25 protein-coding genes are annotated in these 24,801 nt (G+C 72.9%); 10 read left to right on the top strand and 15 right to left on the bottom strand.

Translation table 11 applies throughout. From position 1 onward, the window contains the following. Positions 1-2: 2 nt before the first annotated feature. Together GFH29_RS13065 and GFH29_RS13070 are read right to left on the bottom strand one after the other, a co-directional pair. A complete protein-coding gene (locus GFH29_RS13065) occupies positions 3-431 on the bottom strand; it encodes a MarR family winged helix-turn-helix transcriptional regulator (RefSeq protein WP_153324280.1) in 429 nt (142 codons plus the stop codon). A gap of 158 nt (positions 432-589) precedes the next feature. Next, positions 590-1,282 (bottom strand): DNA-binding response regulator, encoded by a 693-nt coding sequence (locus GFH29_RS13070; RefSeq protein ID WP_153324281.1) that lies wholly within the window; start codon positions 1,280-1,282, stop codon positions 590-592. 265 nt (positions 1,283-1,547) lie between these two features. Between GFH29_RS13070 and GFH29_RS13075 the strand changes: the two genes are divergently transcribed. The 3 genes from GFH29_RS13075 (at position 1,548) to GFH29_RS13085 (ending at position 2,903) form a co-directional block, all read left to right on the top strand. Beyond that, positions 1,548-1,904, top strand: coding sequence for a hypothetical protein (locus tag GFH29_RS13075; protein WP_153324282.1), 357 nt, complete (start codon positions 1,548-1,550; stop codon positions 1,902-1,904). Between the two features lie 167 nt (positions 1,905-2,071). Then, on the top strand, positions 2,072-2,368 hold the full coding sequence (locus GFH29_RS13080) for a hypothetical protein (protein ID WP_153324283.1): 297 nt from the start codon (positions 2,072-2,074) through the stop codon (positions 2,366-2,368). 127 nt (positions 2,369-2,495) lie between these two features. Then, the gene (locus tag GFH29_RS13085; RefSeq protein WP_153324284.1) at positions 2,496-2,903 is read left to right on the top strand and encodes a hypothetical protein; all 408 of its coding nucleotides are present in this window, start codon (positions 2,496-2,498) and stop codon (positions 2,901-2,903) included. 15 nt (positions 2,904-2,918) lie between these two features. Here the strand turns inward: GFH29_RS13085 and GFH29_RS13090 are convergent, their stop codons facing one another. The 5 genes from GFH29_RS13090 to GFH29_RS13110 form a co-directional block, all read right to left on the bottom strand. Then, the gene (locus GFH29_RS13090) at positions 2,919-3,572 is read right to left on the bottom strand and encodes a GntR family transcriptional regulator (protein ID WP_153324285.1); all 654 of its coding nucleotides are present in this window, start codon (positions 3,570-3,572) and stop codon (positions 2,919-2,921) included. Between the two features lie 93 nt (positions 3,573-3,665). Next, entirely contained in the window at positions 3,666-5,240 is a 1,575-nt protein-coding gene (locus GFH29_RS13095) for a rhodanese-like domain-containing protein (RefSeq protein WP_153324286.1), read from the bottom strand. Continuing rightward, positions 5,237-6,610, bottom strand: a complete 1,374-nt coding sequence (locus GFH29_RS13100; protein ID WP_228387475.1) for an LLM class flavin-dependent oxidoreductase — start codon at positions 6,608-6,610, stop codon at positions 5,237-5,239. Before GFH29_RS13100 ends, GFH29_RS13095 begins: the two co-directional genes overlap by 4 nt. A 70-nt stretch (positions 6,611-6,680) precedes the next feature. Beyond that, a complete protein-coding gene (locus GFH29_RS13105) occupies positions 6,681-7,454 on the bottom strand; it encodes a hydroxyethylthiazole kinase (RefSeq protein ID WP_153324287.1) in 774 nt (257 codons plus the stop codon). Positions 7,455-7,613: 159 nt separating this feature from the next. After that, entirely contained in the window at positions 7,614-9,068 is a 1,455-nt protein-coding gene (locus GFH29_RS13110) for an MDR family MFS transporter (protein WP_153324288.1), read from the bottom strand. 89 nt (positions 9,069-9,157) lie between these two features. On the opposite strand from GFH29_RS13110, the gene GFH29_RS13115 reads away from it, so the two are divergent. Then, positions 9,158-9,754 (top strand): TetR/AcrR family transcriptional regulator, encoded by a 597-nt coding sequence (locus GFH29_RS13115; RefSeq protein ID WP_153324289.1) that lies wholly within the window; start codon positions 9,158-9,160, stop codon positions 9,752-9,754. A 70-nt stretch (positions 9,755-9,824) separates the two neighbouring features. Beyond that, positions 9,825-10,400: a GNAT family N-acetyltransferase gene (locus tag GFH29_RS13120; RefSeq protein WP_153324290.1), complete on the top strand. Its 576-nt coding sequence runs from the start codon at positions 9,825-9,827 to the stop codon at positions 10,398-10,400. A 22-nt stretch (positions 10,401-10,422) separates the two neighbouring features. Here GFH29_RS13120 and GFH29_RS13125 read toward each other — a convergent pair whose 3' ends face one another. Next, positions 10,423-11,313, bottom strand: coding sequence for a helix-turn-helix domain-containing GNAT family N-acetyltransferase (locus tag GFH29_RS13125; protein WP_228387476.1), 891 nt, complete (start codon positions 11,311-11,313; stop codon positions 10,423-10,425). 318 nt (positions 11,314-11,631) lie between these two features. Between GFH29_RS13125 and GFH29_RS13130 the strand changes: the two genes are divergently transcribed. Then, positions 11,632-12,048: an STAS domain-containing protein gene (locus tag GFH29_RS13130; RefSeq protein ID WP_153324291.1), complete on the top strand. Its 417-nt coding sequence runs from the start codon at positions 11,632-11,634 to the stop codon at positions 12,046-12,048. 9 nt (positions 12,049-12,057) lie between these two features. Here the strand turns inward: GFH29_RS13130 and GFH29_RS13135 are convergent, their stop codons facing one another. From GFH29_RS13135 to GFH29_RS13145, 3 genes are all read right to left on the bottom strand, one after another. Beyond that, a complete protein-coding gene (locus GFH29_RS13135; protein WP_153324292.1) occupies positions 12,058-12,756 on the bottom strand; it encodes a GAF and ANTAR domain-containing protein in 699 nt (232 codons plus the stop codon). Positions 12,757-12,799: 43 nt separating this feature from the next. Continuing rightward, positions 12,800-14,080: a CaiB/BaiF CoA transferase family protein gene (locus GFH29_RS13140; RefSeq protein ID WP_153324293.1), complete on the bottom strand. Its 1,281-nt coding sequence runs from the start codon at positions 14,078-14,080 to the stop codon at positions 12,800-12,802. 204 nt (positions 14,081-14,284) lie between these two features. After that, complete coding sequence (locus GFH29_RS13145; RefSeq protein WP_153324294.1) at positions 14,285-14,989, bottom strand: alpha/beta fold hydrolase; 705 nt, start codon at positions 14,987-14,989, stop codon at positions 14,285-14,287. A gap of 65 nt (positions 14,990-15,054) precedes the next feature. On the opposite strand from GFH29_RS13145, the gene GFH29_RS13150 reads away from it, so the two are divergent. Continuing rightward, a complete protein-coding gene (locus GFH29_RS13150; protein ID WP_153324295.1) occupies positions 15,055-15,360 on the top strand; it encodes a hypothetical protein in 306 nt (101 codons plus the stop codon). A 32-nt stretch (positions 15,361-15,392) separates the two neighbouring features. Here the strand turns inward: GFH29_RS13150 and GFH29_RS13155 are convergent, their stop codons facing one another. After that, positions 15,393-16,592 carry an endonuclease/exonuclease/phosphatase family protein gene (locus tag GFH29_RS13155; RefSeq protein WP_153324296.1) on the bottom strand — a complete coding sequence of 400 codons (1,200 nt, stop codon included), beginning with the start codon at positions 16,590-16,592 and terminating at the stop codon, positions 15,393-15,395. Between the two features lie 180 nt (positions 16,593-16,772). On the opposite strand from GFH29_RS13155, the gene GFH29_RS13160 reads away from it, so the two are divergent. The 3 genes from GFH29_RS13160 (at position 16,773) to GFH29_RS13170 (ending at position 20,531) form a co-directional block, all read left to right on the top strand. Next, positions 16,773-18,425: a bifunctional 3'-5' exonuclease/DNA polymerase gene (locus GFH29_RS13160; RefSeq protein WP_153324297.1), complete on the top strand. Its 1,653-nt coding sequence runs from the start codon at positions 16,773-16,775 to the stop codon at positions 18,423-18,425. Positions 18,426-18,500: 75 nt separating this feature from the next. Continuing rightward, positions 18,501-19,079: a gluconokinase gene (locus GFH29_RS13165; protein ID WP_153324298.1), complete on the top strand. Its 579-nt coding sequence runs from the start codon at positions 18,501-18,503 to the stop codon at positions 19,077-19,079. A 3-nt stretch (positions 19,080-19,082) separates the two neighbouring features. Beyond that, entirely contained in the window at positions 19,083-20,531 is a 1,449-nt protein-coding gene (locus GFH29_RS13170) for a GntP family permease (RefSeq protein WP_153324299.1), read from the top strand. Between the two features lie 13 nt (positions 20,532-20,544). Here the strand turns inward: GFH29_RS13170 and GFH29_RS13175 are convergent, their stop codons facing one another. The 3 genes from GFH29_RS13175 to GFH29_RS13185 all read right to left on the bottom strand — a co-directional run bounded on the left by GFH29_RS13175 (position 20,545) and on the right by GFH29_RS13185 (position 24,785). Further along, on the bottom strand, positions 20,545-21,132 hold the full coding sequence (locus GFH29_RS13175) for a TetR-like C-terminal domain-containing protein (protein ID WP_228387477.1): 588 nt from the start codon (positions 21,130-21,132) through the stop codon (positions 20,545-20,547). Next, on the bottom strand, positions 21,125-21,958 hold the full coding sequence (locus GFH29_RS13180) for an alpha/beta fold hydrolase (protein ID WP_153324300.1): 834 nt from the start codon (positions 21,956-21,958) through the stop codon (positions 21,125-21,127). Before GFH29_RS13180 ends, GFH29_RS13175 begins: the two co-directional genes overlap by 8 nt. Before the next feature lie 61 nt (positions 21,959-22,019). Next, entirely contained in the window at positions 22,020-24,785 is a 2,766-nt protein-coding gene (locus GFH29_RS13185; RefSeq protein WP_228387478.1) for an HAD-IC family P-type ATPase, read from the bottom strand. Positions 24,786-24,801: the final 16 nt, after the last annotated feature.

Below are 24,801 nucleotides of genomic sequence, written 5' to 3' on the forward strand. Positions count from 1 at the left end.
GGTCAGCCCTGTTCGTCCACGATCCCGCGCCACTCGGCCGCCAGCGCCTCGGTCAACCCCGGGTGCCGCCCCGCGAACTCCTCGTCCAGCCGAGCCACCACCTCAGCGGCGCGGGCCAGCAGCTCCTCCCCCGCGGCCGTCACCCGCAGGGTCGAGGCAGACCCGGCATGCGCCGTCCCGTCGTCCACGAGCCCGGCGGTGACGAAGGCCGCGACGGCGGTGTGCGCACTCTGCACGGTGATCCGCGAGCGCCGGGCCAGCTCGCTGAACGAGATCCCCGGGGTGCCGCGGACATGACCCAGCAGTCCGTACTTGCGGGTGGTCAGGCCCAGCGGCTTGAGCGCCTCGGCGTACGCCGCGTCCCAGACCCGGGCGACGGTCAGGAGCATGACGGTCGGGCTGAACGGCGGCGATCCAGGCAGGTCGGACATGAACGGAAGGCTAGTTGTGAGACCCGGGGAGGACCTAGGTGAGTCACTTCCCGGCGGTCGCCATCAGGTACGGCGCTCGACGCGTGCGAGGAGGGCGCTCGAGGTGAGAAGAGCTTGCCGACGGACTCGGGGCCGTTGCGGATGACGCGACGAGTTTTCTAGCGCTCAGGTCCCCGGAAGCGGCGACTGGTGCGCAGCACGAGGTCGGAGTCGATGGTACGCAACGTGTCCGGCTGGAACCCGTTCTGCATGCCCCACAGAACCGCCTGCGAACGCCGGGTGACCCCGATCTTCTGGTACGCCGTACGGATGTAGGTCTTCACCGTGTTGATGCTCAGGAACACCCTCGCGGCGATCTCTTGGTTGCTCAGCCCCTGAGTGATCAGCGCGATGACCTCCGCTTCGCGCGGTGACAGCCCGGCCGAGCGTCCGGGCCAGTCGCCGTCGCCCTCGACGCTCGACTCCTCGTCGCCGGGGAGGATGACGATCTCGCCGCGGACGACCCGCTCCAGGGCTGCCACGATCTGCGGCCCGGTCAGCACCTTGGACAGGTAGCCCCGTGCGCCCGCTGCGATCGCCTTCCGGATCAGCTCGTGATCGAGGTTCCAGCTGTAGACCACCACATAGGCGTCGCTGTCGCGTACGAAGTCCTCGAGGTCGATCCCGGTGCCCTGCACCTGGGCGAACGTGTCGTACAGCACAACGTCGACGTCCGAGACAACCGGCGTCGACGCGCCGGTCTCGACCACGTCGATCCGCTCGTCTGCCAGGAACGCCGCGACCCCCGCCACCACCACCGCGTAGTCGTCGACGATCGCGAGGCGTAACGGGCGCTTTGGGTCGTGAGTCACGGGCCAAACCCTAACCCAGCCGTCGCCCAGCGGGGATCTGTCGGCAGCGGGACTCCCATCCGGCCGCGCGGGCTGTCTCGCAGGTCGTACGCGGAGACACCACGCCACGCCTCGGGGTCAAAGCAGTCTCAGTGCGGCTCAGCCTGGTCAGGCCGAGCTGGAGGACGGTCGGTCGCCGCCGGGCGCACGCACGTCCGGCCACCCGTCGGGCTCCATCGCCCTGCGCTCCGTCGCTCAGGACCCCTCACCAGGGCAGAATGACCCGATGTCGACCACACGCCTGCGGACAGCGGGCCTGGCCTCCTACGTCGCCGCCGCCTTCGCGGCGGCGGTGTTCCTCCTGTCCTACGCCTACGGCTTCTTCCGGCAGAACCTGGTCTGGGACGTGGAGGAGGAGTGCGAGATTTACGCCGGCGTGCCCTTCGACCTGGACCACTACGCCTCGCACTCGGACGCGCCGTGGTGGACGTTCACCAACCCCTGCAACGCGGGGTACGACCTCGTCCCGTCCTGGGTGACCCCGACCGCCTGGGCGTCCTTCACCCTGTGCGTCATCCTCACCGTCACCGCGATCGGGCTGACGTTCGTCGCCTCGATGCGTGCAGCAGCCGCAACCTCCTGACTCACCCCCACGGGCGGGAGTGTCGCCCGGAGCGGGTGGTCACTTGGGGTTGCCGCTCACGGCTCGCGACCCGCTCCGAGCCACGAGGCGGAGTCCCCTACCGGCCGGGGACCCGGTGGGACCAACAGGGGTCCGCCGGTGCCCGGCGACACAAGGAGCACACCCACATGAGCACCACTGCTCACCGCACCGTCAGCACCGACGCCACAGGGGCGCGTCGCATCAGCACCGAGACCAAGTCCTCCTACAAGACGACCGAGCTCATCGCGTACGTCGCCACCGTCGTCGGCGTGCTCATCGCCGCCGCGGTCGTGGACGCCGGTGACTTCGGCGCCCAGGAGGCCTGGTTCTACGTCACGCTGCTGACCATCGGCTACATGGTCAGCCGCGGCCTCGCCAAGTCCGGGAGCCGTGACTACTTCGACGACCGCGCGGACCACGCGGGCACGAACAACCACGCCTGACCCTCGCGCAGCGGCCGAGCGCCCCTGTCTCCGTCCGGAGACAGGGGCGCACTCGCGCCTGAGCCAGCTCCGCGAATCACACCGTGTGGGTGAGGGCCGCGGACGGCGCGCGGAGGACGCTGGTGGGATGACACCCAGACCACTGCTCGGGCTCGTCTGCGTGGCGACGCTCCTGCTGACGGCGCCGACCGCGTGCAGCGACGACGAGTCCTCCGACCTCTGCGCGACGCTGGACTCCCTGGACGCGGCGATGGTCGACGTCGACGACGTCGACATCGACCAGGACGTCCTGGCGCGTCTCGAGGCGGAGACCGGGGACGTGCGGACCGACCTGGAGGAGATCCGCGCCGAGGCGTCGGAGGACTACTCCACCCAGATCGACGCCGTCGAGCAGGCGCTCGAGAACCTCACCAGCAGCCTCGACGCCGCGGGCACGTCGCCGACAGCCGCGGCGAGGGCGGAGGTGGGGACAGCGGCCGAGGCGCTCGACCAGGCCGTGGACGACCTCGACGACGCCCTCGACGACACCTGCTGATCCCCCGCGGGCGGTTCAGTCGCGCTCGGGCTGCTCGGCGATCTTCGCGACCAGCTGGCTGATCCGGTTGTCCCGGTCGTGGGCGAGGTGCTCGAGCATGTGCGCGCGCGCCTGCTCGCCGTCGCCGGCGACGATCGCGGCCAGGATCTTGTCGTGCTCCGCCATGGAGCGCGCGAGGCCCTCGTCGGACTCATCGGTCTTCCACGGTGCCGCCAGCTTGATCTGGGCGCTGAGGGTGTCCACCAGCGTGGAGATCGTCGTGTTGTGCGCGGCGTCGCGGACGCAGTCGTGGAAGAGGTTGAACAGTCGACGCTGAGCCGCGGGATCGGACTCGCGGCGCGCACGGTCGGCGAGCTCCTGCAACCGGGCCAGGTCCATCGGGCTGCGCCGGGTGGCGGCCGCGAACGCCGCGCTCGACTCCAGGATCCCGCGGACCTCGAAGATCTCCAGCATCTCCTCGTCGGGGCGCTGGCGAACGGTGAACCCGCGCGAGGTGGAGACCAGCAGACCGTCCCGCTCCAGCAGGGCGAGGGCCTCACGGACCGGGGTCCGGGATACCTGGAACTCCTCGCTCAGCGCCTGCGGGATCAGCGAGACGTCGCGGGAGTAGTGGCCCTCCAGGAGGCGCGCCCGCAGGGCCGCGTAGACGGTGTCGCGCGCGCTAGGCACCTCTCCCCCTCTCCCCCGCCACCGGCAGGTACGCCGTCAGTCGGGTGGGAGTCTTCCAGACCCTGCGACCCACAGCACACGGTGTCTGCTCGATCACAGGCAGCCCGGGCAGGGACGGGCCAGCCCGACCAGGTCGGTCCCGGCCAGGTCCGTGTAGTCGTCCAGCACGCGTACGGCCTGCGCGCCGAACGTGTGGCTGCCGGTGGCGAGCCCGACGAACGGGATGCCGAGCTCCGCGGCGGTCCTCTCGTCCCAGGCGCCGTCCCCCAGGATGACCAGGTCCAGCCGGTCGTGCCCGATCCGCTGCACCACGCCGGCGATCGCCGCCCGCACGATCTCCTCGCGGCTGTAGTGCTCGCTGGCGGTGGACAGCACGACCTCGGCAGCATCGACGCCGACGAGCCCGAGCTTCAGCTCGGCCATGCCCCGCAGCGACCCGGTGGCGAAGGCCATGTGCACACCGGGCAGTGCGGCGAGCTCCTCGACGACCCGTCGGGCACCGGGCACCTCGACGATGGGGTGCTGGGCCACGTGAGCCTCGAGCGCCTCGCGGTACTCGACGTCCAGCTGCCCCAGGAGCTCGGCGCTCGCCGGGGTCCCGACGGTGGCCTCGTGGACCTCGTTGATCACACAGGAGTCGGTGTAGTGCGTGTAGGTCCCGAACGCCTTGATCGTGGCATCCAGCCCGCGGCGGGCCAGCACCTCGGTGATGATGGCGTTGTGCTGTCCGTCGGAGTGCAGCAGGGTGCCGTCGATGTCGAAGACGACCAGGGTCTCCCGGCCCGCGTGCGAGCCCTCGCCGATCTCCATCGGCAGCTCGGTGCGGGCGCGCCACTCGTTGAGGGAGGCGTCGTAGACCCGCGGCAGCGGCAGGCCCGCCTCGACGAACGCCAGGGCGAGGCCGGCGGCGTTCACGCCCCCGCCGCAGTACGCCACCACCGGCGTGCCGGCGTCGATGCCGAGCCCGGCAGCGAGCGCCCGGGTGCGGGCGGGTGAGAGCGTCCCGTCCTCGTCGAGCACGTCGGGATAGGGCAGGTTGACGCTTCCGGGGATGTGTCCGGATCGCTCACGGGCCTCGTCGCCGAGGAACTCCGGCCTCCGCAGCGCGCAGACCAGCCGTACGTCCGAGCCGGCACCCAGCGCCACCTCGCGGACCTCGTCGAGGTCGGCGAAGATCCCGGCGTCGACCGCGGTGAACCCCGCGCCGGGCGTCGGCTCGGGGCCCGGACCGGTCTCCACCTGACCACCCGCCGCGAGCCAGGCGGCGTACCCGCCGTCGAGCAACCGGACGTCCGCGAAGCCGTAGGAGCGGAGCACCAGCCACAGCCGTGCCGCGTAGGCCCCGCTCAGCTGGTCGTAGACGACCACTGTCGAGTCCGGACCGATCCCGGCGGCCCGGGCGGCCGCCTCGACCTGCGCGGGCGTCGGCCGGGTGAAGCCGAACTCGCCGTCGGGGTCGGACCACACCGAGAACAGGTCGGCGAAGACCGCGCCGGGGAGGTGACCGGCCAGGTAGGTCTGCTCGCCGTCGCTGAAGACGGTGCGCCCGTGCTCGTCCTCGCCGCGGGTGATGCTCGCGTCGAGGACGACCAGGCCGGCCTCGCCGAGGTGCTCGAGCAGCCAGTCGGCGGAGACCAGCGGGGAACCGGGGGTGGCCGGGGAGGTCACTCGGCGGCCCGGCGCTCGGCCAGCGCAGAGGCGGCCCGGTTGCGCCACTCGCCCCGCTCGGGACGACGCAGGCCGAGGTTCTCGCGCAGGGTGGACCCCTCGTAGGAGGTGCGGAACAGCCCACGACGCTGCAGCTCGGGCACCACCTCGGCCGCGAAGTCCTCGAACGCCGCCGGCACGTGGGTGGCCTGGATCATGAAGCCGTCAGCCGCCCCGCTGTCCATCCACAGCTCCATGGTGTCGGCGATGTCGGAGGCCGAGCCGATCATGTTGCCCTCGGTGCGCGCGCCGTACCAGCGACCGATCTCGCGGATGCTGAGCTTCTCGCGCTCGGCGAATTCCACGACCTCGCGGTAGTGGCCCTCTACCCCCACGACCTCGAGCGACGGCAGCGGGCCGTCGAGGTCGTACTTCGTGAGGTCGACGTTGACGTGGTAGGCCAGCCGCGAGAGCCCGGCCATGTGGTCGACGAGGTCGAAGAACGCCTCGTGCTTGGCCATCGCGTCACGGACGTCGGTGCCGACGACGGTGGTGGCGGCCGGCAGGATCAGCAGCTGGTCGGGGTCGCGGCCGTGGTCGGCGGCGCGCTTCTTCATGTCCTGGTAGAAGGCGATGCCCGACTCCAGCGACTCGTGGCTGCAGAAGACCACGTCGGCCCAGCGGGAGGCGAAGTCGCGGCCGGCGGGCGAGGCCCCGGCCTGGATCAGCACCGGGTAGCCCTGCGGGGTGCGGGGCACGCCGAGCGGACCCTGGACCTGGAAGTAGGTCCCCACGTGGTCGATCGCCTCGACCTCCTCGGGGCGCCCGAAGACGCCGCTCTCCTTGTCGCGCACGAGGGCGTCGTCGGACCAGGAGTCCCACAGCCGGGTGGTGACCTCGAGGTGCTCCTCGGCACGGGCGTAGCGCTCGGCACGCTCCGGGAGCTTGTCCTGGTTGAAGTTCTGCGCCTCGGCGTCCTGGAAGCTGGTGACGATGTTCCAGCCGGCCCGGCCGCCGCTGAGGTGGTCGAGGGTGCCCAGCTGACGGGCCACGTTGTAGGGCTCGTTGTAGCCGGTGGAGATGGTGCCGGCCACGCCCAGGTCGGTGGTCACCGCGCTCATGATCGAGAGGACGGTCATCGGGTCCAGCCGCGGGCTGCCCGAGCCGTAGCGGATCGCCGGCTCGAAGGAGCCGCCGAGGCTGCGCGGCACCGCGAGCGCGTCCGGGACGAAGGCGAGGTCGAAGCAGGCGTCCTCGAGGACCTTGGCGATGCGGATGTAGTGCTCGGCGCTCAGGAAGCCGTCGCCGGCCTCGGGGTGGCGCCAGCCGACGGTGCCCTGCGGGCCGGCGTTCATGAAAGCGGCCAGATGCATGGACTTCTTGGTGGACACGGTGAATCTCCTCAGGGGGCGAGGTCGGGGCAGGCAGGTCGGGGCGGGGCGCCGGTCGTGCGGCGGGGGGTCAGAGCGTCGAGAGCTCGTCGAGGAACGCGGCGGCGAAGGACCCGGTGCCGGCGGAGCGGGCGCCCGCCCGGGCACCGGCCTCGGCGTAGACGACATGCGCGGCGACCGCGGCCTCGAACGGGTCGGTCACCGCGAGGAACGCGGCGCAGGCGGCACCGAGGCTGCAGCCGGTGCCGGTGACGCGCGGCATCAGCGGCGATCCGCCGGGGACGGCCACGGTGCGGGTGCCGTCGGAGATGTAGTCGGTCTCCCCCGAGACCGCGACCACCGCACCGAGGCGGGCGGCCAGCTCGGCGATCACGTCGAGCACGGCGCTGGAGGCGAGCGTGGAGTCGACCCCGGAGGCGCCGCCGACCCGGCCCGCGAGCGCGGCGACCTCACTGGCGTTGCCGCGGACGATGGCGGGCCCGAAGGCCAGCAGCGAGGCCATCACCTCGTCGTACGCCGGGGCGCCCGCACCCACCGCCACCGGGTCGAGCACCCACGGGGTGCCGGCCGCGGCGGCGCTCGCAGCAGCATCGGTGAGGTCCTCGGGCGTGGCCGAGGACATCAGGGACGCGCCGTTGATGAACATCGCGCCGGCACCCGCGGGGAACGCGCTGGTCCATCCGGGAGCCGCACCGAACGCGGGGCCGGCGCCGAGGGCGAGGAGCACGTTGGCGCTGAGGCCGGCGGCGACGAAGTTGGTGAGGCCGTAGACGAAGGGCGCCTTCTCGCGGACGGCGTGTACGTCGGCGCGCACGGTCGTGTCCGCCCAGACCTTGATGTCCATGTGGTTCGTGCTCCTCGAAGACAGGTGAATGAGCCGGTCGGCCCCGGGCCAGCCGCCCTCGCTGCAGACTAACGCATGCAACTGTATGCAATCTGATGCAGTGACGGCTGGTCGGGTTCGGGCCCTCTGCCCCGGCGCGTGCGCCGGGGCAGAGGGGCCTCAGGAGTGCGCGGGCGCGGCGGGCCGGCGTACGGCGAGGGCGATCAGGACCGCCACCGCAGAGATCACGCCGCCGTACATGAAGGCGTTGTGGATCCCGTCGGCGGTGGCATCGACCAGCGAGAGGCCGTTGTCGGCCCCCGCGACCTGGCCCCGGGTCATCACCGTGATGAAGATGGCGGTGCCGGCAGCGCCGGCGACCTGCTGGAGCGTCGAGACGATGGCGCTGCCGTGGGCGTAGAGGTGCTGCGGGAGCGAGCCCAGGGCCGAGGTCATCAGCGGGGTGAGCATGAGCGCGAGGCCGACACTGAGCAGCACGTGGACGGCCACGACCGTCCCCTGCCCCGTGCTGGTGTCGAAGGTCGTCATCGACCACAGCGCGACGGAGGCGATCGCGGCGCCCGGGGCGACGAGCGGGCGGGGCCCGACCCGGTCGAAGACCCGGCCGACGAACGGCGCCAGCAGGCCCATCGTCAGCCCGCCGGGCAGCAGGATCAGGCCGGCGTCGAGCGTGGAGAGGCCGAGGACGGACTGGAGGTAGAGCGGGAGCAGGATGAGCGAGCCGAAGAGCGCCATCATGCTCACGGCGACCAGGACGACGGCGATGGAGAAGGTCCGGCTGGCGAAGGCGCGCAGATCGAGCAGCGCGCGATCCCGCAGGGCCAGCTGACGCCAGACGAACACCGCGAGCGCCACGGCACCGATGGTCAGCGGGATCCACGGCGCGACCGGGGCGTGCCCGGCAGCCGACTCGCCGATGCTGCTGAGCCCGTAGACGAGGCCGCCGAAGCCGAGGGCGGACAGCGCGACGGAGAGCACGTCGATCGGGGACCGCACCGGCTCCGTGACGTTGCGGACCCAGGCGGCGCCGAGCACGAGGGCCAGGAGCGCGAACGGGAGCACGAGCCAGAACATCCACCGCCAGTCGAGCTGGTCGAGGATCACACCGGACACCGTGGGCCCGACAGCGGGGGCGACCGAGATGACGATGGAGATCGTGCCCATCATCCGGCCGCGACGATCGGGCTCGACGACGTTGAGGATCGTCGTCATCAGCAGCGGCATCACGAGCGCGGTGCCCACCGCCTGGATGACCCGGGCGGCGAGCAGGACCGAGAACGTCGGCGCCGCGCCGGCGAGCGCCGTACCGACCACGAACGAGACCATCGCGGCCAGGAAGACCTGGCGCAGGGTGAAGCGTCGCAGCAGGTAACCGGTCACCGGGATGACGATCGCCATGGTGAGCAGGAACGCGGTGGTGAGCCACTGCGCGCTCGTCGCGGCGACCGAGAACTCCCCCATCAGCTCGGGAAGGGCGACGCTCATGATCGTCTCGTTGAGGATCAGGACGAAGGCGGACCCGACGAGCAGTGCGATGAGTCGTCCGACGTGGACGTCGGGCGGAGGGGACGGACGCGGGTGGTCCGCGGGTGCCGTGGCGGCGGGCGAGGTCATGGTTCTCCTGTCGTGCGGCAGTGGATGCCGTGGTGGCAGTCTGTGCCAACGCGACAGCAAGTGCCGTTGTTCCCCGATAGGCTGGCGTCATGACCGAGGCCCTGCAGGACCGTCGGCGCCACCAGACCGAGCGCGAGATCCGCGAGGCCGCGCTCGCACTGTTCGAGGAGCGAGGAGTCGACGGGACCACGGTCGAGGACATCGCGCACGCGGCGGGTGTGTCATCGCGCACCGTCTTCCGCTACGCCGTGAGCAAGGAGCGTGCCGCGCTCCTGCCGGATCCCGTCATCGAGCGCACCTATGACGAGGCGTTGACCGCCCTGCGGCCGGGTGAGCCGCTCGTGCCGCAGCTGACGGCGGTGTCGCGCGACAGCCTCGCCGCCATCGAGAACGGCGGCCGCGACGGCGCCGGCCGCGACGCCCTGCGTCAGTGGCGGCTCGTCGCCCGGGAGCCGAAGCTGCTGCTCGCGGCGATCGCCGTCGACGAGGAGCGGCTGGCCCGCGCCCAGGCGACCCTCACCGAGACGCTCGGCCTGGACCCGCTGACCGCGCGCGTCGCACTGGTGGCCACGTCGGCAGTCGTCCGCGTCGCGCTGGACCAGTGGGCGGCGGATCCCGCAGGACCCGGACTGGCCGAGACGTACGACGCGGCCTGCGAGTCGTTGCGGCGCGAGAGCGCCGGCTGAGCTCACCCCGCGCACCGACCCTTCATCCGACCCGTCGCCACTGTCGGCAGGTCGTGGTGTGGTGGGTCACATGACCTGGGAGACGCATCCGTTGACGCCGGGCCGATTCGAGGACTTCGCCGACGTCGTCAACCGCAACCGGCGGGCCACGCACTGCTGGTGCCTGTCGCACCGGCTGCGTGCCCGCGAGATCGAGGAGCTGGGCGGCGGGAGCCGGGAGCAGGCCATGCGGGCGCTGTGCGAGCGCGAGCACCCGCCCGGCGTCGTCGCCTACCGCGACGGCGAGCCCGTGGGCTGGTGCAACATCGGCCCGCTCGCCGAGATCACCCGACTGGCCGGCTCCCGGCTGATCCGACCCGTCGACGACGTGGCGGTGTGGAGCATCGTGTGCGTCGTGGTCCGCGCGGGCCACCGGCGCCAGGGCGTCACGGCACAGCTGATCGAGGGCGCGGTCGCCTACGCCGCCGCGCACGGCGCGCCGGCCGTGGAGGCGCACCCGGTCGACCCGCCGGGGCGGATGGACCAGACGATGGCGTTCGTGGGAACCCGGCCGATGTTCGAGCGCGCCGGCTTCCGGGTCCTGGGCACCACCGACGCCGTGGCGAGCGGGATGCCGCGGTTGGTCATGCGGCGCGACCTGCGCTGAGCGGCCCCTCGCCCAGTCCCCCTCAGTCCCGCTCGCGCCGGCGCTCGAGGAGGACGGTGTCGCGCCAGACGCCGTCGAGCTGCGCGACGCGGGAGCGTACGGCGAGAGTGCGGTAGCCGGCGGCGTGGTGCAGGGCGAGCGAGGCCAGGTTCTCGGGGAAGATCACGGTCTGCAGGGTCCACAGGCCGCCGGCGTCGGCCTCGGTGACCTGGCGGTGCAGCAGCGACCTGCCCACGCCACGGCCGCGGGCACCCTCGGCGACGTACACGCTGCTCTCGCCGACGCCGGCGTAGCACGCCCGCGTCGAGACCGGGCCGACCGCGGTCCAGCCCACGACGCGCCTGGCGCCGTCGACCCGGGCCTCGGCCACCCAGCGGTGGCCGGGCAGCCACTTCGCCGCGAGGGCGGGGATGTCGGGCGCCTCGGTCTCGAAGGTCGCCTGGCGGGTCGCGATGCCCTCGGCGTAGATCTCGCGCACGACCGGGAGGTCGTCGTCGGTCATCGCCCGGGTCGTGACGTCGTCGGGCAGCTCGCCCAGGCGGGGCGGGAGGACGGCGGGCGTGCCCAGCACCAGGTCGGCGGGATGCGGGAGACCGGCGCAGCCGGCAGGGTTCGCGGTGACGGTCGCGGAGCCGTGACTCTCATCGACCACCACGAGCCCAGCCTCCGCGAGCGTGCGGACGTGCTCGGCGCAGGCGGTGCGGCTGATGCCCAGCGCGCCCGCCAGGTCGCCGACCGGCACGGCCCCGCCGGGGGCGGTGGAGACGGTGAGCAGCAGGCGGACCCGGATCGGGTCGGCGAGCGCGGCGAACCATCCGGCGTACGCCTCGGCCGAGGCGTCGATCAGGGAAGGGGGGACTCGTCCTGGGACCAGACGGTCGGGGGTGCCAGCGGTCTCGGCGACGGAGTCCACGGCACCGAGATTACATCGACCGCAATCGATGGTGTGCCATCGATCCGACGTCGCCGAGGTCGTCGTCGAGGTCGCGGGCGGCGCTCGAGGAGACCTTGGAGCGGTCCACCAGGCCGTGGGCTCGAACCGGTGGACCTCGGGCGGCCGCCAGGTGCACCCAGAACCGTCCGTTCGCGCTGGGTACCCCCAAGGAGCGGTCCCCAACCGCCGGTGCCAGCCCGCCGAACGCGAGGTTGATTCCGGCCGAAATGGGTACTCCGGAGCAAGGGTGCTTGAGCGACCGGGTGCCTTCGCGGGAAATTTCCCGGAAGGAACACGATGGACGTCTCCATCACGTTGCGACGCCGACCGACTCACACACTGCTCAGGCTGCGCGGTGAGCTCGATCTTGCCTCCCGGCCGCTTCTCCTCTACCGGCTCCTCGAGGCCCGTTCGTACGGCCCCCGGGTCTGGGTCAACGCCGACGATGTCGAGTTCATCGAGGCGTCGTGTCTCTACCAGCTCGACCGTTTCCGTAGGCGTCTGAGCGCCGACGGCGGCTTGCTGCGGGTGATCCGGGCATCCGCCTACTACGAGCTGATCTGTCAGCTCGCCGGCTACGGCGAGATGCTGCCCACCGCGGTGTCTCCGGTCCTCGTGACGACGCTGGATCACGGTGCCGTGGACGGCCGGCTGCGGCGCGCGAGCAGACCCCGGGCCGCCGCTCGCGCCGGGGCCGGCTGGGCACGGGCCTGAGCGAAGGACCTACCTCTGCGGCTGCCCCGGCAGCCCGCGTGCCGCGACCACGTCCTGGGCGATGTCGAACAGCTTGCGGTTCTCGTGCGAGGACAGCCGTTGCAGCACGGCGAAGGCAAGGTCGTCTTGGAGGTCGTACTTCACCATGATGATCCCGAGCGCCTTCCCGATCGCGGTACGCCGGTCGTTGGCCAGCCGCAGCCCGTCGATCTGTTGCGCGGACGCCACCGCCATCGCCGCGTGCACGGCCAGGACGCGGGCCATCTCCTGCGCCTCGTCGTCGAACGCGTCGTGCTCGGTCGAGTAGACGTTCAGAGCCCCGAGCTGCCGGTCGTTGGTGAACAGCTGCGTGCACAGCATGCTCTTGATGCCGTGATCCGCCACCATGCGCGGACCCCACTGCGGCCAGCGGTCCTCACGCGCCAGGTCACTGGCGACGACCTGCTCGTGCTCCCAGGCCGCGTCCAGGCACGGTCCCTCCCAGAGCTCGACCTGGAGCTCGTCGCCACGCTGGGCGGCCACCGAGGTCGCGCCGATAGTGTCCACCCGGCGCCCGCGTTGGGCGATCGAGATGCCCGACTCCGTGTGCGGACCGAGCAGCTCCACCGCCGCTCGGCAGATGCGATCCCCGACCTGCCCGACGTCCTCCCCGGACTGCACCTCCCGGGCGATCTCTGCCATGCGGGCACTGATCTCATCAGAGGCCATACGTGCGACGCTACCGGTCCGTCGGGCGCTTGGGAACCGAGGTTCAGCCCACCGCGGACCCTGCCGACGTGCACGTGCGGCAGGGGCAGCTGCTGCGGCCGAGCAGGTCGACGACGACCGTGTGGGTGTCGGCCCCGAGGTCCGGACCGGGACCGCTGACGGGCACCGAACGCTCCCCCAGGAGGGGGACGATCCCGGGGAAGGCGACCGCCGCGGTTGTGCCGCCGACGTCGACGGGCAGGTGCTGGACCATGCCGCGGGCGACGTACTGCTGGTCGGTGGCGATGTCCTCGGCCGTGTAGATCGGTCCGGCCGGCACGCCCGCAGCGTCGAGGACCTCCAGCACCGCGGCGCGGCTGCGGGCGCCGGTCCAGGCGTTGACGGCGTCGTCGATCTCCTCGCGCGCCGCCCATCGGCCGGCGTTGGTGGCGAGGTCGGGTCGGGTGGCGAGGTCGGGGCGCTCGATGGCGTGCATGAACCGCCCGTAGATCGAGTCGCCGTTGCCGGCCACGACGACCGTCTCCCCGCCGGCGCAGCTGTAGGCGTTCGAGGGGGCGATGCCCTCCATCCGGCCGCCGGCGCGCGCCCGCAGGACGCCGTGCGCGGAGTAGTCGGGCAGCAGCGACTCCATCATCGAGAACACCGCCTCGTGCAGCGCGACGTCGACGTGCCGCTCTGTCGGCGCCCACGGGCGCTCACCCCGGGTGCGCCGGTTGCCGCGGTCGAAGAGCGACATCACGATCCCGAACGCGGCGTACAGCCCGGCGATGGAGTCGCCGATCGAGACGCCCACCCGCGACGGCGGCCGGTCGCTCTCGCCGACCAGCTCGCGCAAGCCGCCGTACGCCTCCGCGACCGCGGCGAACCCGGGACGCTGGGACATCGGGCCGGTCTGGCCGAACGCGGAGATCCGGGAGACGACGAGCTCGGGGTTGCGCGCGGCCAGCACGTCGGCGCCCAGGCCCCACTTGTCGAGGGTGCCGGGCCGGAAGTTCTCGATCAGGACGTCGGAGACCGCGACCAGGTCGAGCACGGTGTCGCGCCCCTCCTCGGTGCGCAGGTCGAGCTCGATCGAGCGCTTGCCGCGGTTGATGGTGCGAAAGAGCATCGAGGTGTCCCCGGCGTAGAGCCGCCAGTTGCGCAGCTCGTCACCGGTCCGCGGGCGTTCGACCTTGATCACCTCGGCGCCGAAGTCGGCCAGCAGCCGGCCGGCCGTGGGGGCCGCGATGTAGTTGCCGAGCTCGATCACCCGGACCCCGGCCAGCGGGAGCGCCTCTGCGTCCGGGGTCGATGCGGTGGTGGCCTCGGATGCGCTGTCGGTCATGGGTCCATGATCTCGGCACCTGCGCCCGGGAGCGCTGCTCGACCGCGGGGTGGTCTGGCCCGGGGGTGCTCGCGATCGCGGGTGGTCTGGCCTGGGGGTGCGCGTAATCGCGCAATTGCTGGGAAAAGCACCGGTCCCGGCACGAACCAGGTGTTTTTCCCAGCAATTGCGCGGATAGACACCGACCCCGGCCGCGACCGGGGCTCACCCCATCGCCGGCGAGAGTGCTCGGGCCAGCAGGTCCGGGTGGGTCAGCGGCACCATGTGGGCGCCGGCGCCGAGCTCGACCACCTGCCGCCCGCCGCCGGCCTCAGCGGCACCGCCCGAGCCGTCACCGGCGGCGCCCGCGCCCGTGCCCCGGCCAGCCAGCGACCACAGCCAGTCGCGCCGCGCGATGCGGTCGTGGGCGCCGCGGACCAGCACGACCGGGCAGCTGACCTCGGACAGGGTGGCGGCGAGGTCGTCGCGGCGGGCGACGTCCATGGTCGCGAGCATCGAGCGCAGCGTCGTACGCCGGTACTGGCGCACGAGCAGGGGCACCTGGCGCGGGTCCTCGTGGACGGCGGTCCGCAGCCACAGCGCGGCGAGACCGGGCCAGGAGCGGGCGCGCGGGTCGGTGGCCGGGCCCACGAGGACGAGCCGGGACACCAGGTCGGGGCGCAGCCGGGCGGCGTGCGCGACGACCTGGCAGCTCGAGGAGTGACCCAGCAGGGTCGTCGGCGCCGACAGCCCGTCGCACAGCTCCCGCGCGAGCTCGGCCAGCGACGGCGCGCCGGTGGGCTCGACCGGCAGGCCGTACCCGGGCAGCAGGCGCACCGCCTCCTCCCCCACGCCCCAGCGGGCCAGCACACCGCGCCACGCCTCGACCCCGAGCCCGAGTCCAGGTACGGCGACGATGGAAGCACTCACGGCGCCAGTGTGCCGGGTCACCCGAAGGCCCCGCCCGCACGCGGCGGCGCTGGGTACCGGCGCGCATGGCCCGATCCACCAGACCTACCCGAGCCGCGGTCGCCGCCACCGACTCCTGGACCGACCCCGACGGCATCCGTTCCCCGGCCGGCGAGGTCCACGCCTGGCTGCCCGGCACCAACCAGACCGTGTGCGGTGTACCGATCAAGAAGGCGCGGCTGGGCCGGTTCTCCCACATCGACTGGCTCGACGTGCAGCCGGCGACCGGACGCGACGCGGACCGGGTGGCCTCCGTGTGCCGCCGGTGCCTCGCCGGCACCGGTCACCGCCGCGACGAGAAGCCCTGGACGCGGACCGACCCGCGCCCCTGAGGGACGCGGGCCGGTCTCTTCTCGGCTCGAGCTCAGCGGGTCTTGCGCGGGGCCTTCAGCTGCAGCCCGGCCACGACGCCGGCGTGGTCGGAGGCCCAGCGCGGCGTGGTCTCGGCGATCGGCGTGGCGCCGACCACGCGCGCGAAGCGGGTCTGGACGCCACGGGTCAGGATCAGGTCGATCCGGGTGCGCAGGCTCTTCGTCGGGTTGTCCAGCGTGCCGCTCTGGCAGCAGGTGAAGCCGGGCGCGCTGCCGCGGACCGCCCACACGTCGTCGAACCAGCGGCGCGTCAGGTCGGCGTACGTGCTGGTCGTGGAGACGTCCGGGTCGGCAGGCGAGTTGAAGTCGCCGGTCGCGATCACCGGGCGGCCGGCCTTGGCCGGACCGGCGAGGAACTCGGCGGCCTGCGCCTCCTGCACCGCGGCGAAGCGGCCGATCTCCAGGTGGGTGTTGAGGAAGCGGAACTTCGAGCCACGCAGCGTGCCGTCGACGTACACCCAGCCGCGCCCGAAGTCGAGGGTGAGGCCATCGGTGCCCGGCACCGGGAAGGACTGCTGCTTCGCGTAGCGGCCGGTCACGGCCTTCCCGAGCTCGAGGCCGCGGATCCCCTTGCGGACCAGGATCACGTCACGGTCCTGCAGCGTCACCGCGCAGTCGAAGCTGCTGGTCGAGGCGACGTTCACGCAGCCGAACTGCGGTGCCACCAGCGGCACCGGGCCGATGGTCGCGTTGTCCACGACCCCGGCGACGCGGTAGGACAGGCCCTCCTTGCGCAGTGCGGACTGCAGGATCCGCAGGAAGTCGTACGACGGGGGGTTCGCGCCGGCGGCCAGCGGGAGCGTCGTCCAGCGGGTGACCTCCTGCAGGCCGATGAGGTGCGGCTTGGTGCGCGCGACGGTCTTGGCGATCGCGGCGGCGCGGACCGGGAACCTGCTGGCCACGGCGCCGCCGTAGATCTGCGCGGCCGCGCCGAGGAACTCCCCGGCCGTGCCGGCGTCGAGCGCCGGGTCGAGCGAGGAGCCCAGGTAGAGGTTCTGCGTCATCACCTTCAGCTTCGGACCGCGCTTGGCTTTCCCGGGCTTGGCCTTCCCGGGCGCCTCCCCCTGCCGCTCCGAGACCGCCGCGGAGCCCGGGGCACCGCGCTCGGCGGTCGCGGGACCGCCCGCGGCGAGCATGCCGACCACCAGGGCGGCGGAGGCGGGGAGGGCGAGCAGGCGGTGCGTGAGTCTCATAGGTGCGTGTCCGATCGACGTGGCGGTCCTCGCTGACCGCGGTGGAGGCCACTGTGCGTGCCCTCGGCGCCCCGCGCATCCCCGTTCCGGGGGTAATGGGACTCCGGTCCAGACCGCCCGGCCTCAGCGTCGGCTCGAGGGTCTCGACCAACCGTCGGTGGCGGCTGAGAGGCTGTCCCCATGTCCCGGGTCGCGCTCTCCCGACTGCCCGGCGATCGGGTGCTGGTCGTCGACGGGACGGCCCGCCGCGAGCTCGCCGCGGCCGACCTGGCCGCCTACGTCGCCGCGCGCGAGGCCGACTCGCCGCGCTGGGTCTGGGACGACACCGCGCGCTGGTATCCCCCGCTGCTGGCCGCCGGCGTGCGGGTGGCTCGGTGTCAGGACCTCCGTCTCACCCACCACCTGCTGCGCCGCGCCCCGGCCGTGGACGCCGGGCTGCTGGTCGGCGAGCAGTCGGCGCACTGGGACCGCCTCGGCCCGAGCACCCCCTCGGACCCCGCGCTCTTCGCGGTCGACGACGCCTCCGAGTGCCTGCGCGCCGACCTCGAGGACGCCCGTCAGCTCGAGGCGGTCGCCGCCTCCGCGGAGGCCGGCCGGCTGCGGCTGCTGCTCGCCGCCGAGTCGGCCGGGGCCCTGGTCGCCGCCGAGATGACCTACGCCGGGGTGCCGTGGCGCGTGGACGTGCACGAGCGCCTGCTCACCGACCTGCTCGGCCCGCGGCCACCCCGTGGCGCCCGGCCGCGGGGCCTCGAGGCGCTGGTGCAGGAGGTGCGCAGCGCGTTCGACGCCCCCGGGCTCAACCCCGACTCGCGCCCCGAGCTGCTCGCTGCGCTGCGGCGTGCGGGCCTGGAGGTGGGCGACATCCGCGCGTCCACGCTGCGCGCGCTCGACCACCCCGGCATCGCGCCGCTGCTGCGCTACAAACAGCTCGCCCATCTGTTCTCGACCAACGGCTGGGCCTGGGTCGACCAGTGGGCCAGCGGGGGTCGGTTCCGCCCGTCGTACCAGCCCGCGGGCTCGGCCACCGGCCGCTGGTCCTCCAACGGCGGCGGGGCGCTGTCGTTCCCGGCGCAGGTGCGGCCCGCCGTTGTCGCCGACGACGGCTGGCTCCTGGTGGTCGCCGACGTCGCCCAGCTCGAGCCGCGCGTGCTGGCCGCGATGAGCGGGGACCGGGCGCTGGCCCGCTCCGCACGCGGCACCGACCTCTACCAGGGGATGGTCGACGACGGCGCCGTCGCCACCCGCAACGACGCCAAGCTCGGCCTGCTGGGGGCGATGTACGGCGCCACCAGCGGCGAGAGCGGTCGAATGGTCGCCGGGCTCACCCGGCGCTACCCCGAGGCGTTCGGCCTGGTCGAGCGGGCGGCGCGCGCGGGCGAGCGCGGCGAGGCGGTGCGCACCCTGCTGGGGCGCGGCTCCCCCGCGCTCGGCGAGAGCTGGGAGCTCGACACCGGCGACGCCCCGGCGGACCCCGACGCCCAGGCGCGGCTGCGCCGGGCGTACGGCCGTTTCACCCGCAACTTCGTGGTCCAGGGCACCGGCGCGGAGTGGGCGCTGTGCTGGCTCGCCGACCTGCGCAACCGGCTGTGGCGCCTCGGCGGCCCCGGTCCGCTCGTCTCACGCCCGCACCTGGTCCTCTTCCTCCACGACGAGGTCGTCGTGCACACTCCCGCAGCCCTCGCCGAGGCGGTCGCCGCCGAGGCGCGCGAGGCCGCCGCGACCGCGGGTCGGCTGCTGTTCGGCGACGCCCCCGTCGACTTCCCGCTGACGGTCTCCACGGTGCGGTCGTACGCCGAGGCGGGCAAGGCCGGCGCGGAGCTCCCGGCCACCTGATCCATCGACGCTCCCGGCTCGCCGAGCCGGGCCGCCTGCATGACGTGCCCGCCCCCGGGCCAGTAACGTCCGGACATGGAGTCCGAGGAGCGGGTCCGACACATCGTGGTGATGGGTGTCTCGGGAGTCGGCAAGACCACCATCGCGAAGGGCATCTCCACGTTCACCGGCTGGACCTTCGCCGAGGGCGACGCGTTCCACCCCGAGGCCAACGTCGCGAAGATGCACGAGGGTCACCCGCTGACCGACGAGGACCGGTGGCCGTGGCTGCGGGCGATCGGCGCGTGGATGTCCGCGGAGATCGCCGAGGGACGATCGGCAGTCATCACCTGCTCGGCACTGCGCCGGGCCTACCGCGACCTGCTGCGCGAGGACCGGCCCGAGGTGGAGTTCTGCCACCTCGCGGCGCAGGCGGATCTCATCGGCGACCGGCTCAGCCACCGCGACGGCCACTTCATGCCCCCCTCCCTGCTCCCCAGCCAGTACGCCACGCTCGAGCCGCTGGAGGACGACGAGCCCGGCGTCACCGTCTCGGTCGAGGGCCCGGTCCCCGACGTGCTCACCCGGGTCGTCGCCTCCCTGCACCTTCCCGACCGTCGCGCCGACGATCACCCCGACCCGACACCCGACCAGAGAACCCAGACAACGGAGTGACCCATGGAGCTCACCGACGCCGGCAACACCCAGCTCGTCATCGCCGCCCTGCTCGGCATCGCCGCCGTGGTGGTGCTCATCGTGTGGGCCAAGGTGCACCCGTTCCTCTCGCTCATGCTCGGCTCGGCGGTGATGGGCGCCGTCGCGGGCGTCGCACCGCTGGACATCGTCGAGAGCTTCACGGCCGGGTTCGGTGACACCGTCGGATCGGTCGGCCTGCTGATCGCGCTCGGCGCCATGGTGGGCAAGATCCTCAGCGACTCCGGCGGCAGCGACACGATCGTCGACACCATCATCGGCCGGGTCGGCAAGGCCGGGCTGCCCTGGGCGATGGCGCTGATCGCGGCCATCCTGGGCCTCCCGCTGTTCTTCGAGGTCGGCGTGGTGCTCCTGGTCCCGGTCGTCATCCTGGTCGCCCGCAAGATGGACATCCCGATCATGCGCGTCGGCATCCCCGCCCTGGCCGGGCTGTCGGTGCTCCACGGCCTGGTGCCGCCGCACCCCGGCCCGCTCGTCGCGATCGACAACCTCGGCGCCGACCTCGGCCTGACCCTGCTGTTCGGGCTGATCGTCGCCTTCCCCACCCTGGTCATCTGCGGGCCGCTGCTGGCCCGCTTCATCGAGCAGTGGGTCCCCACCCACGCCACCACGCTGGCGATGTCACCGGCCGGCTCCGCGGGCACCGGCACGGCCGACGCCGGCCCCGGCGGTCCTGACGGCCCCGACGGTCCGGCCGCCGCGCCGGAGGAGGCGCGCACCCCGCTGGCCGAGGGCGTCACCCGGCGCCCCGGCTTCGCGGCCGCCGTCATGTGCATCACCTTGCCGGTGGTGCTGATGCTCGCCCGGGCGATCGCGGAGCTCACGATCGACAACGACGACAGCCGGGTGCTGCAGACCCTGGTCTTCATCGGTACGCCGGCCGTCGCGCTGCTCGCCGCGGTGCTCGTCTCGATGTGGTTCCTGGGCTTCCGCACCGGGATGAACCGCACCCAGGTGGAGCGCTCGCTGGGCTCCGGGCTGCCGGGGATCGCGTCGATCCTGCTGATCGTCGCCGCCGGTGGCGGCTTCAAGGCGATGCTGGTCGACGCCGGCGTCGGTGACGTGATCGGCGACTGGGCCACGGACTCCGGCATCTCCGCGCTCCTGCTGGGCTGGCTGGTCGCCGTCGGGGTCCGGCTGGCCACCGGCTCCGCGACCGTGGCGACGATCACCGCCAGCGGCATCGTCAGCGGCGTGGCCTCCAACCTCGACTCCCCCGAGCTGGCCCTGCTGGTGCTCGCGATCGGGTGCGGCTCGGTGTTCTTCAGCCACGTCAACGACGCCGGCTTCTGGCTGGTCAAGGAGTACTTCGGGCTCACCATCGGGCAGACCATCAAGTCCTGGTCGGTGATGGAGACCGCGATCTCCGTGGTCGGGCTGGCCTTCGTGATGCTCCTGAGCCTGCTGGTCTAGGCACCGGGCGCGCTCATCGTGCGCCCCCACCGGGGGCCGACGCACGCAGACCGCGCTCGGCGAAGTCCACGAGCCACGCGAAGCTGTCATCCACGTCGGTGGGCATCGCGAACCCACCGGCCGCCTCGAGCACGGCGAAGCCGTGGAGCAGGCTGCGCAGCGTCCGCAGCGCGTGGACGGTGTCGGCCTCGTCGATCCCGTAGCCCACCAGCACCCCGGCCAGGGAGTCCAGGACACGTGCGCCGGCAGCGACGAGCGGGTCGTCCGGCCGGCCGTCGGGGTCGACGCGGACGGTGGCGGCATAGCGGCCGGGATGGGCGAGGACGTAGCCGCGGAACGTCAGTGCCGCGGCCGCCAGGGCGTCCTTGCCCGCGCGGCCGGCCACCGCGTCGCGCAGGGCGTCGCCCAGCTCGACGAGGGCGAGCACCGCGATCCGCCGGGTCAGGTCGGCCTGGCCCTCGACGTGCTTGTAGAGCGAGGGGGCGCGGACACCGAGCCGCTCGGCGAGGAGCCCCATCGTCACGTTCGCCAGCCCGACCTCGTCGGCGAGCGCGGCGGCGCCGGCCACCACGGCCTGCGGGTCGAGGCCTGCCCTAGGCACGGGCATGTGCCTCGAGGAAGGCCAGCAGCAGCGCGAGCGTCTCGTCGGGGAACTGCGTGTGCGGGTAGTGGCCGGCGCCCTCGATCACCTCCAGCGTCGCGAGACCCGGCGGCATCGCCGCGACGATCGCCTCGCCCTCCGCGCGCGGGTCCGCCCAGTCGGGGTCGAGCGACCCCTCGACCACGAGCGCGGGACATCCGACCCGGCCGAGGTGGGCCCCGGCGTCGACCGGGGCCGAGCGGCCCATGCTCCGCAGCGCCTGCATCCGGCCCGGCTCGCCGAGCTCGGTCTCGATGCGCCGCAGCTGCTCCTCCCAGTCCGCCGGCCGGCGGCCCGGGTAGGCCACCTCCAGGTAGCGCCGCCACCAGGTCGCGCTGCCGAGCGCGGCGGCCATCAGCAGCCGGAGCATCGCCGTGCGGTGCCGGGCGGCGCGCAGGTCGCGCAGGCGCAGCGCCTGCTTGCGGGTGAACGGCGCCAGCTCGACGATGCCGGTCACCAGGTCCGGGGCCTGCGCCGCCGCGATGGTCACCGCGCCGCCGGAGACCGAGTGGCCGACGAGCACCGCGGGACCACCGAGGTGGCGCACCAGAGCGAGCAGGTCCCCCGCGATGTCGGTGCGCGTGTACGCCGACCACGCCGCGCTCGAGCGCCCGCAGCCGCGCAGGTCGAGCGCCGCGACCCGATAGCCGGCCTCGAGCAGACCGGGCGTCACGAACCGGTACGCCGCGCGGCTGTCGCCCATCCCGTGGGCCAGGACGACCAGCGGGCCGGTGCCGGCCACCTCGTAGGCGATGCGTCCGCCCTGGCGAGCGAGAAACTCGGTCATGTCAGCCTCCTTGGCTAATGTTCATAGCCTCCAGGCTAACACCGTTAGCCCCCGCTGCGCCTCACCCGGCCGAGCTGCCCACCGACCGCCTGTCCGACTGCCTGTCCGCCCGCCTGCCTGCCGACCGGGCGGCGAGGATGGACCGGCGCTTGTCGAGGGAGACGACGAGGGTCACCAGGACCGCCACCCCGAGGATGCGCAGCCAGCTCTCCCAGCCCAGCGGGGCGGTCTGGAACAGCGTGTTCATGGCCGGCACGTAGGTCAGGGCCAGCTGCCCGATCGCCTGCACCGTGACGCCGACCAGCAGCCACTTGTTGGTGAACAGCCCGACCTTCCACGACGCGCCGGTCAGCGAGCGGCAGATGAAGAGGTAGAACGCCTCGACCGTCACGAACAGGTTCACCGCCGCGGTCCGGCTCGCCTCGAGCGACGACCCCGCGTCCCGCTCGTACTGGAACACCCACCACGAGCCCACCACCAGCAGCGCGGAGACCAGCGCGGTGCGCCAGACCATCGGACGGGTGAGCAGCGGCTGACGCGGGTCTCGGGGCGGGCGGTCCATGATCCCGGCCTCCTTGGGCTCCCAGGCCAGCATCAGGCCGAGCGCGACCGCCGTGGTCATGTTGATCCACAGGATCTGGGTGGGAAGGATCGGCAGGCTGGTGCCGAGCAGGATCGCGACCAGGATGACCAGGCCCTCGCCGAGGTTCGTGGGCAGCGTCCACACGATGAACTTCGTCAGGTTGTCGAAGACCCCGCGACCCTCCTCCACGGCCGCCTGGATGGTCGCGAACTCGTCGTCGACCAGCACCATGTCGGCGGCGTCCTTCGCCGCCTCGGTGCCGACGACCCCCATCGCGATCCCGATGTCGGCCTGCTTGAGCGCGGGTGCGTCGTTGACGCCGTCGCCGGTCATCGCGACCACGTGGTGGCGGGCCTGCAGCGCGCCCACCAGCCGGAGCTTCTGGTCCGGGCTCACCCGGGCGAAGACCGAGGTGCGCTCGACGGCGTCGGGCAGGTCCTCGTCGGCGATCCGCTCGAGCTCGCTGCCGGTGAGCACGCCGGCGGGGGCCCCGTCCCCGAGGATCCCGACCTGGCGGGCGATCGACTGCGCCGTCGTCGCGTGGTCGCCGGTGATCATCTTGACCTGCAGCCCCGCATCGCGACAGGTCCGCACCGAGGTCCGCGCGGTGTCGCGGGGCGGGTCCATCATCGCCTGCAGCCCGGTGAGCACCAGGCCGTGGCCGCGGCCCGCCGCGAGGTCCTCGAGGGCGTCGGGACCGGGGTCGAACGCGATGGCGGTGGCCAGCACGCGCATGCCCCCTGCGGCCAGCCGCTCGGCGGCCGCATGCACGGCGTCCTCCTCGAGCGGTCGGCTCGTGCCGTCGCTGCCCATCTGGGCGGCGCAGCGCGCGAGCACCCGCTCGACCCCGCCCTTCACCAGCAGCACCTGCTGCCCGGTGGCAGGGTCGGTGTTGACGGTGGCCATGTACTGCCGCTCGGAGGTGAACGGCACCGAGCCCGTGCGCGGCATCGCATGGGGAGTGATCCCGAAGCGCTGGGCGACGACCAGCATCGCGGTCTCGGTCGGGTCCCCGATGCCGACGCCGTCCTCGCCGAGTCGGGACTCGTTGCAGGTGGCACCCGCGACGAGCGTCCAGCGCAACGCCTCGTCGACGAGGGTCTCGGGGTGCGCGGCGACCGCGCCGGCGGGCTGCCCGGTCCCGTGCCCGACCGGACCCTCGACCGGACCCTCGACCGGGACCTCCTGGGTGCTGGTCCACAGCGTCTGCACGGTCATCCGGTTCTCGGTCAGCGTGCCGGTCTTGTCCGAGCAGATCACCGTCGCCCCGCCGAGCGTCTCGACCGCGGGCAGACGGCGGATCACCGCGTGCCGCTTGGCCATCCGGGAGACGCCGATCGCGAGGGTGATCGCCACGGCGGCCGGTAACCCCTCGGGGATCGCGCCGACGGCCAGTGCGACCACGGCGACGAACATGTCGGCAGCCGGCTCCCCGCGCAGGACGCCGACGACGAAGGTGAGCGCGGCCAGGCCCAGGATGATCGCGGTGAGCCAGGCGCTGAACGACGCGAGCTTGCGGGTCAGCGGGGTGGCCATCGTGTCCGCGCTGCCGATCAAGCGGTGGATCTCGCCCAGCTGCGTGGCGGCGCCGGTGGCGACGGTGATGCCCGACCCCGTGCCGCTGGTGATCAACGTGCCGGAGTAGAGCATGTTGCGCCGGTCGGCCACCACGGTGTCGCTCGGCAGCAGGGAGTCGGCCTTGTCCACCGGCAACGACTCACCCGTGAGCGCAGACTCATCCGCCCGCAGCTCGGTCCCCTGGACCAGGCGCAGGTCCGCGGGGACCTTGTCACCGGCCTCGACCAGCACCAGGTCGCCGGGCGCCAGGTCCTCCGAGGAGACCGTCCGCACCGACCCACCACGCACGACCCTGGCCTCGGTGCGCACCATCGAACGCAGCGCGTCGAGGGCCGACTCCGCCTTGGACTCCTGGATGAAGCCCAGGATCGCGTTGACCACCACGACGCCGGCGATCACCGAGGCATCGACGTACTCGCCGAGCAGGAACGTGACGACGCCCGCCGCGATGAGGACGTAGACCAGCGGGCTGTGCATCTGGCGCAGGAAGCGCAGCACGGGGCCGGTGGTGTGCGGTCGCGGCAGCTGGTTCGGTCCGTAGACCTCGAGGCGCCGGGCCGCCTCCTCGGGAGCCAGGCCGTCGTCGGCATCGGTGTGCAGGAGCGTCAGGACGTCGGCGACCACGAGGTCGTGATAGGTCCGTTCGCGGGGGTCAGCAGTCTCCACGTCCATCCTTCGAGTC

The organism is Nocardioides sp. dk884 (assembly GCF_009557055.1).
GTDB lineage: Bacteria > Actinomycetota > Actinomycetes > Propionibacteriales > Nocardioidaceae > Nocardioides.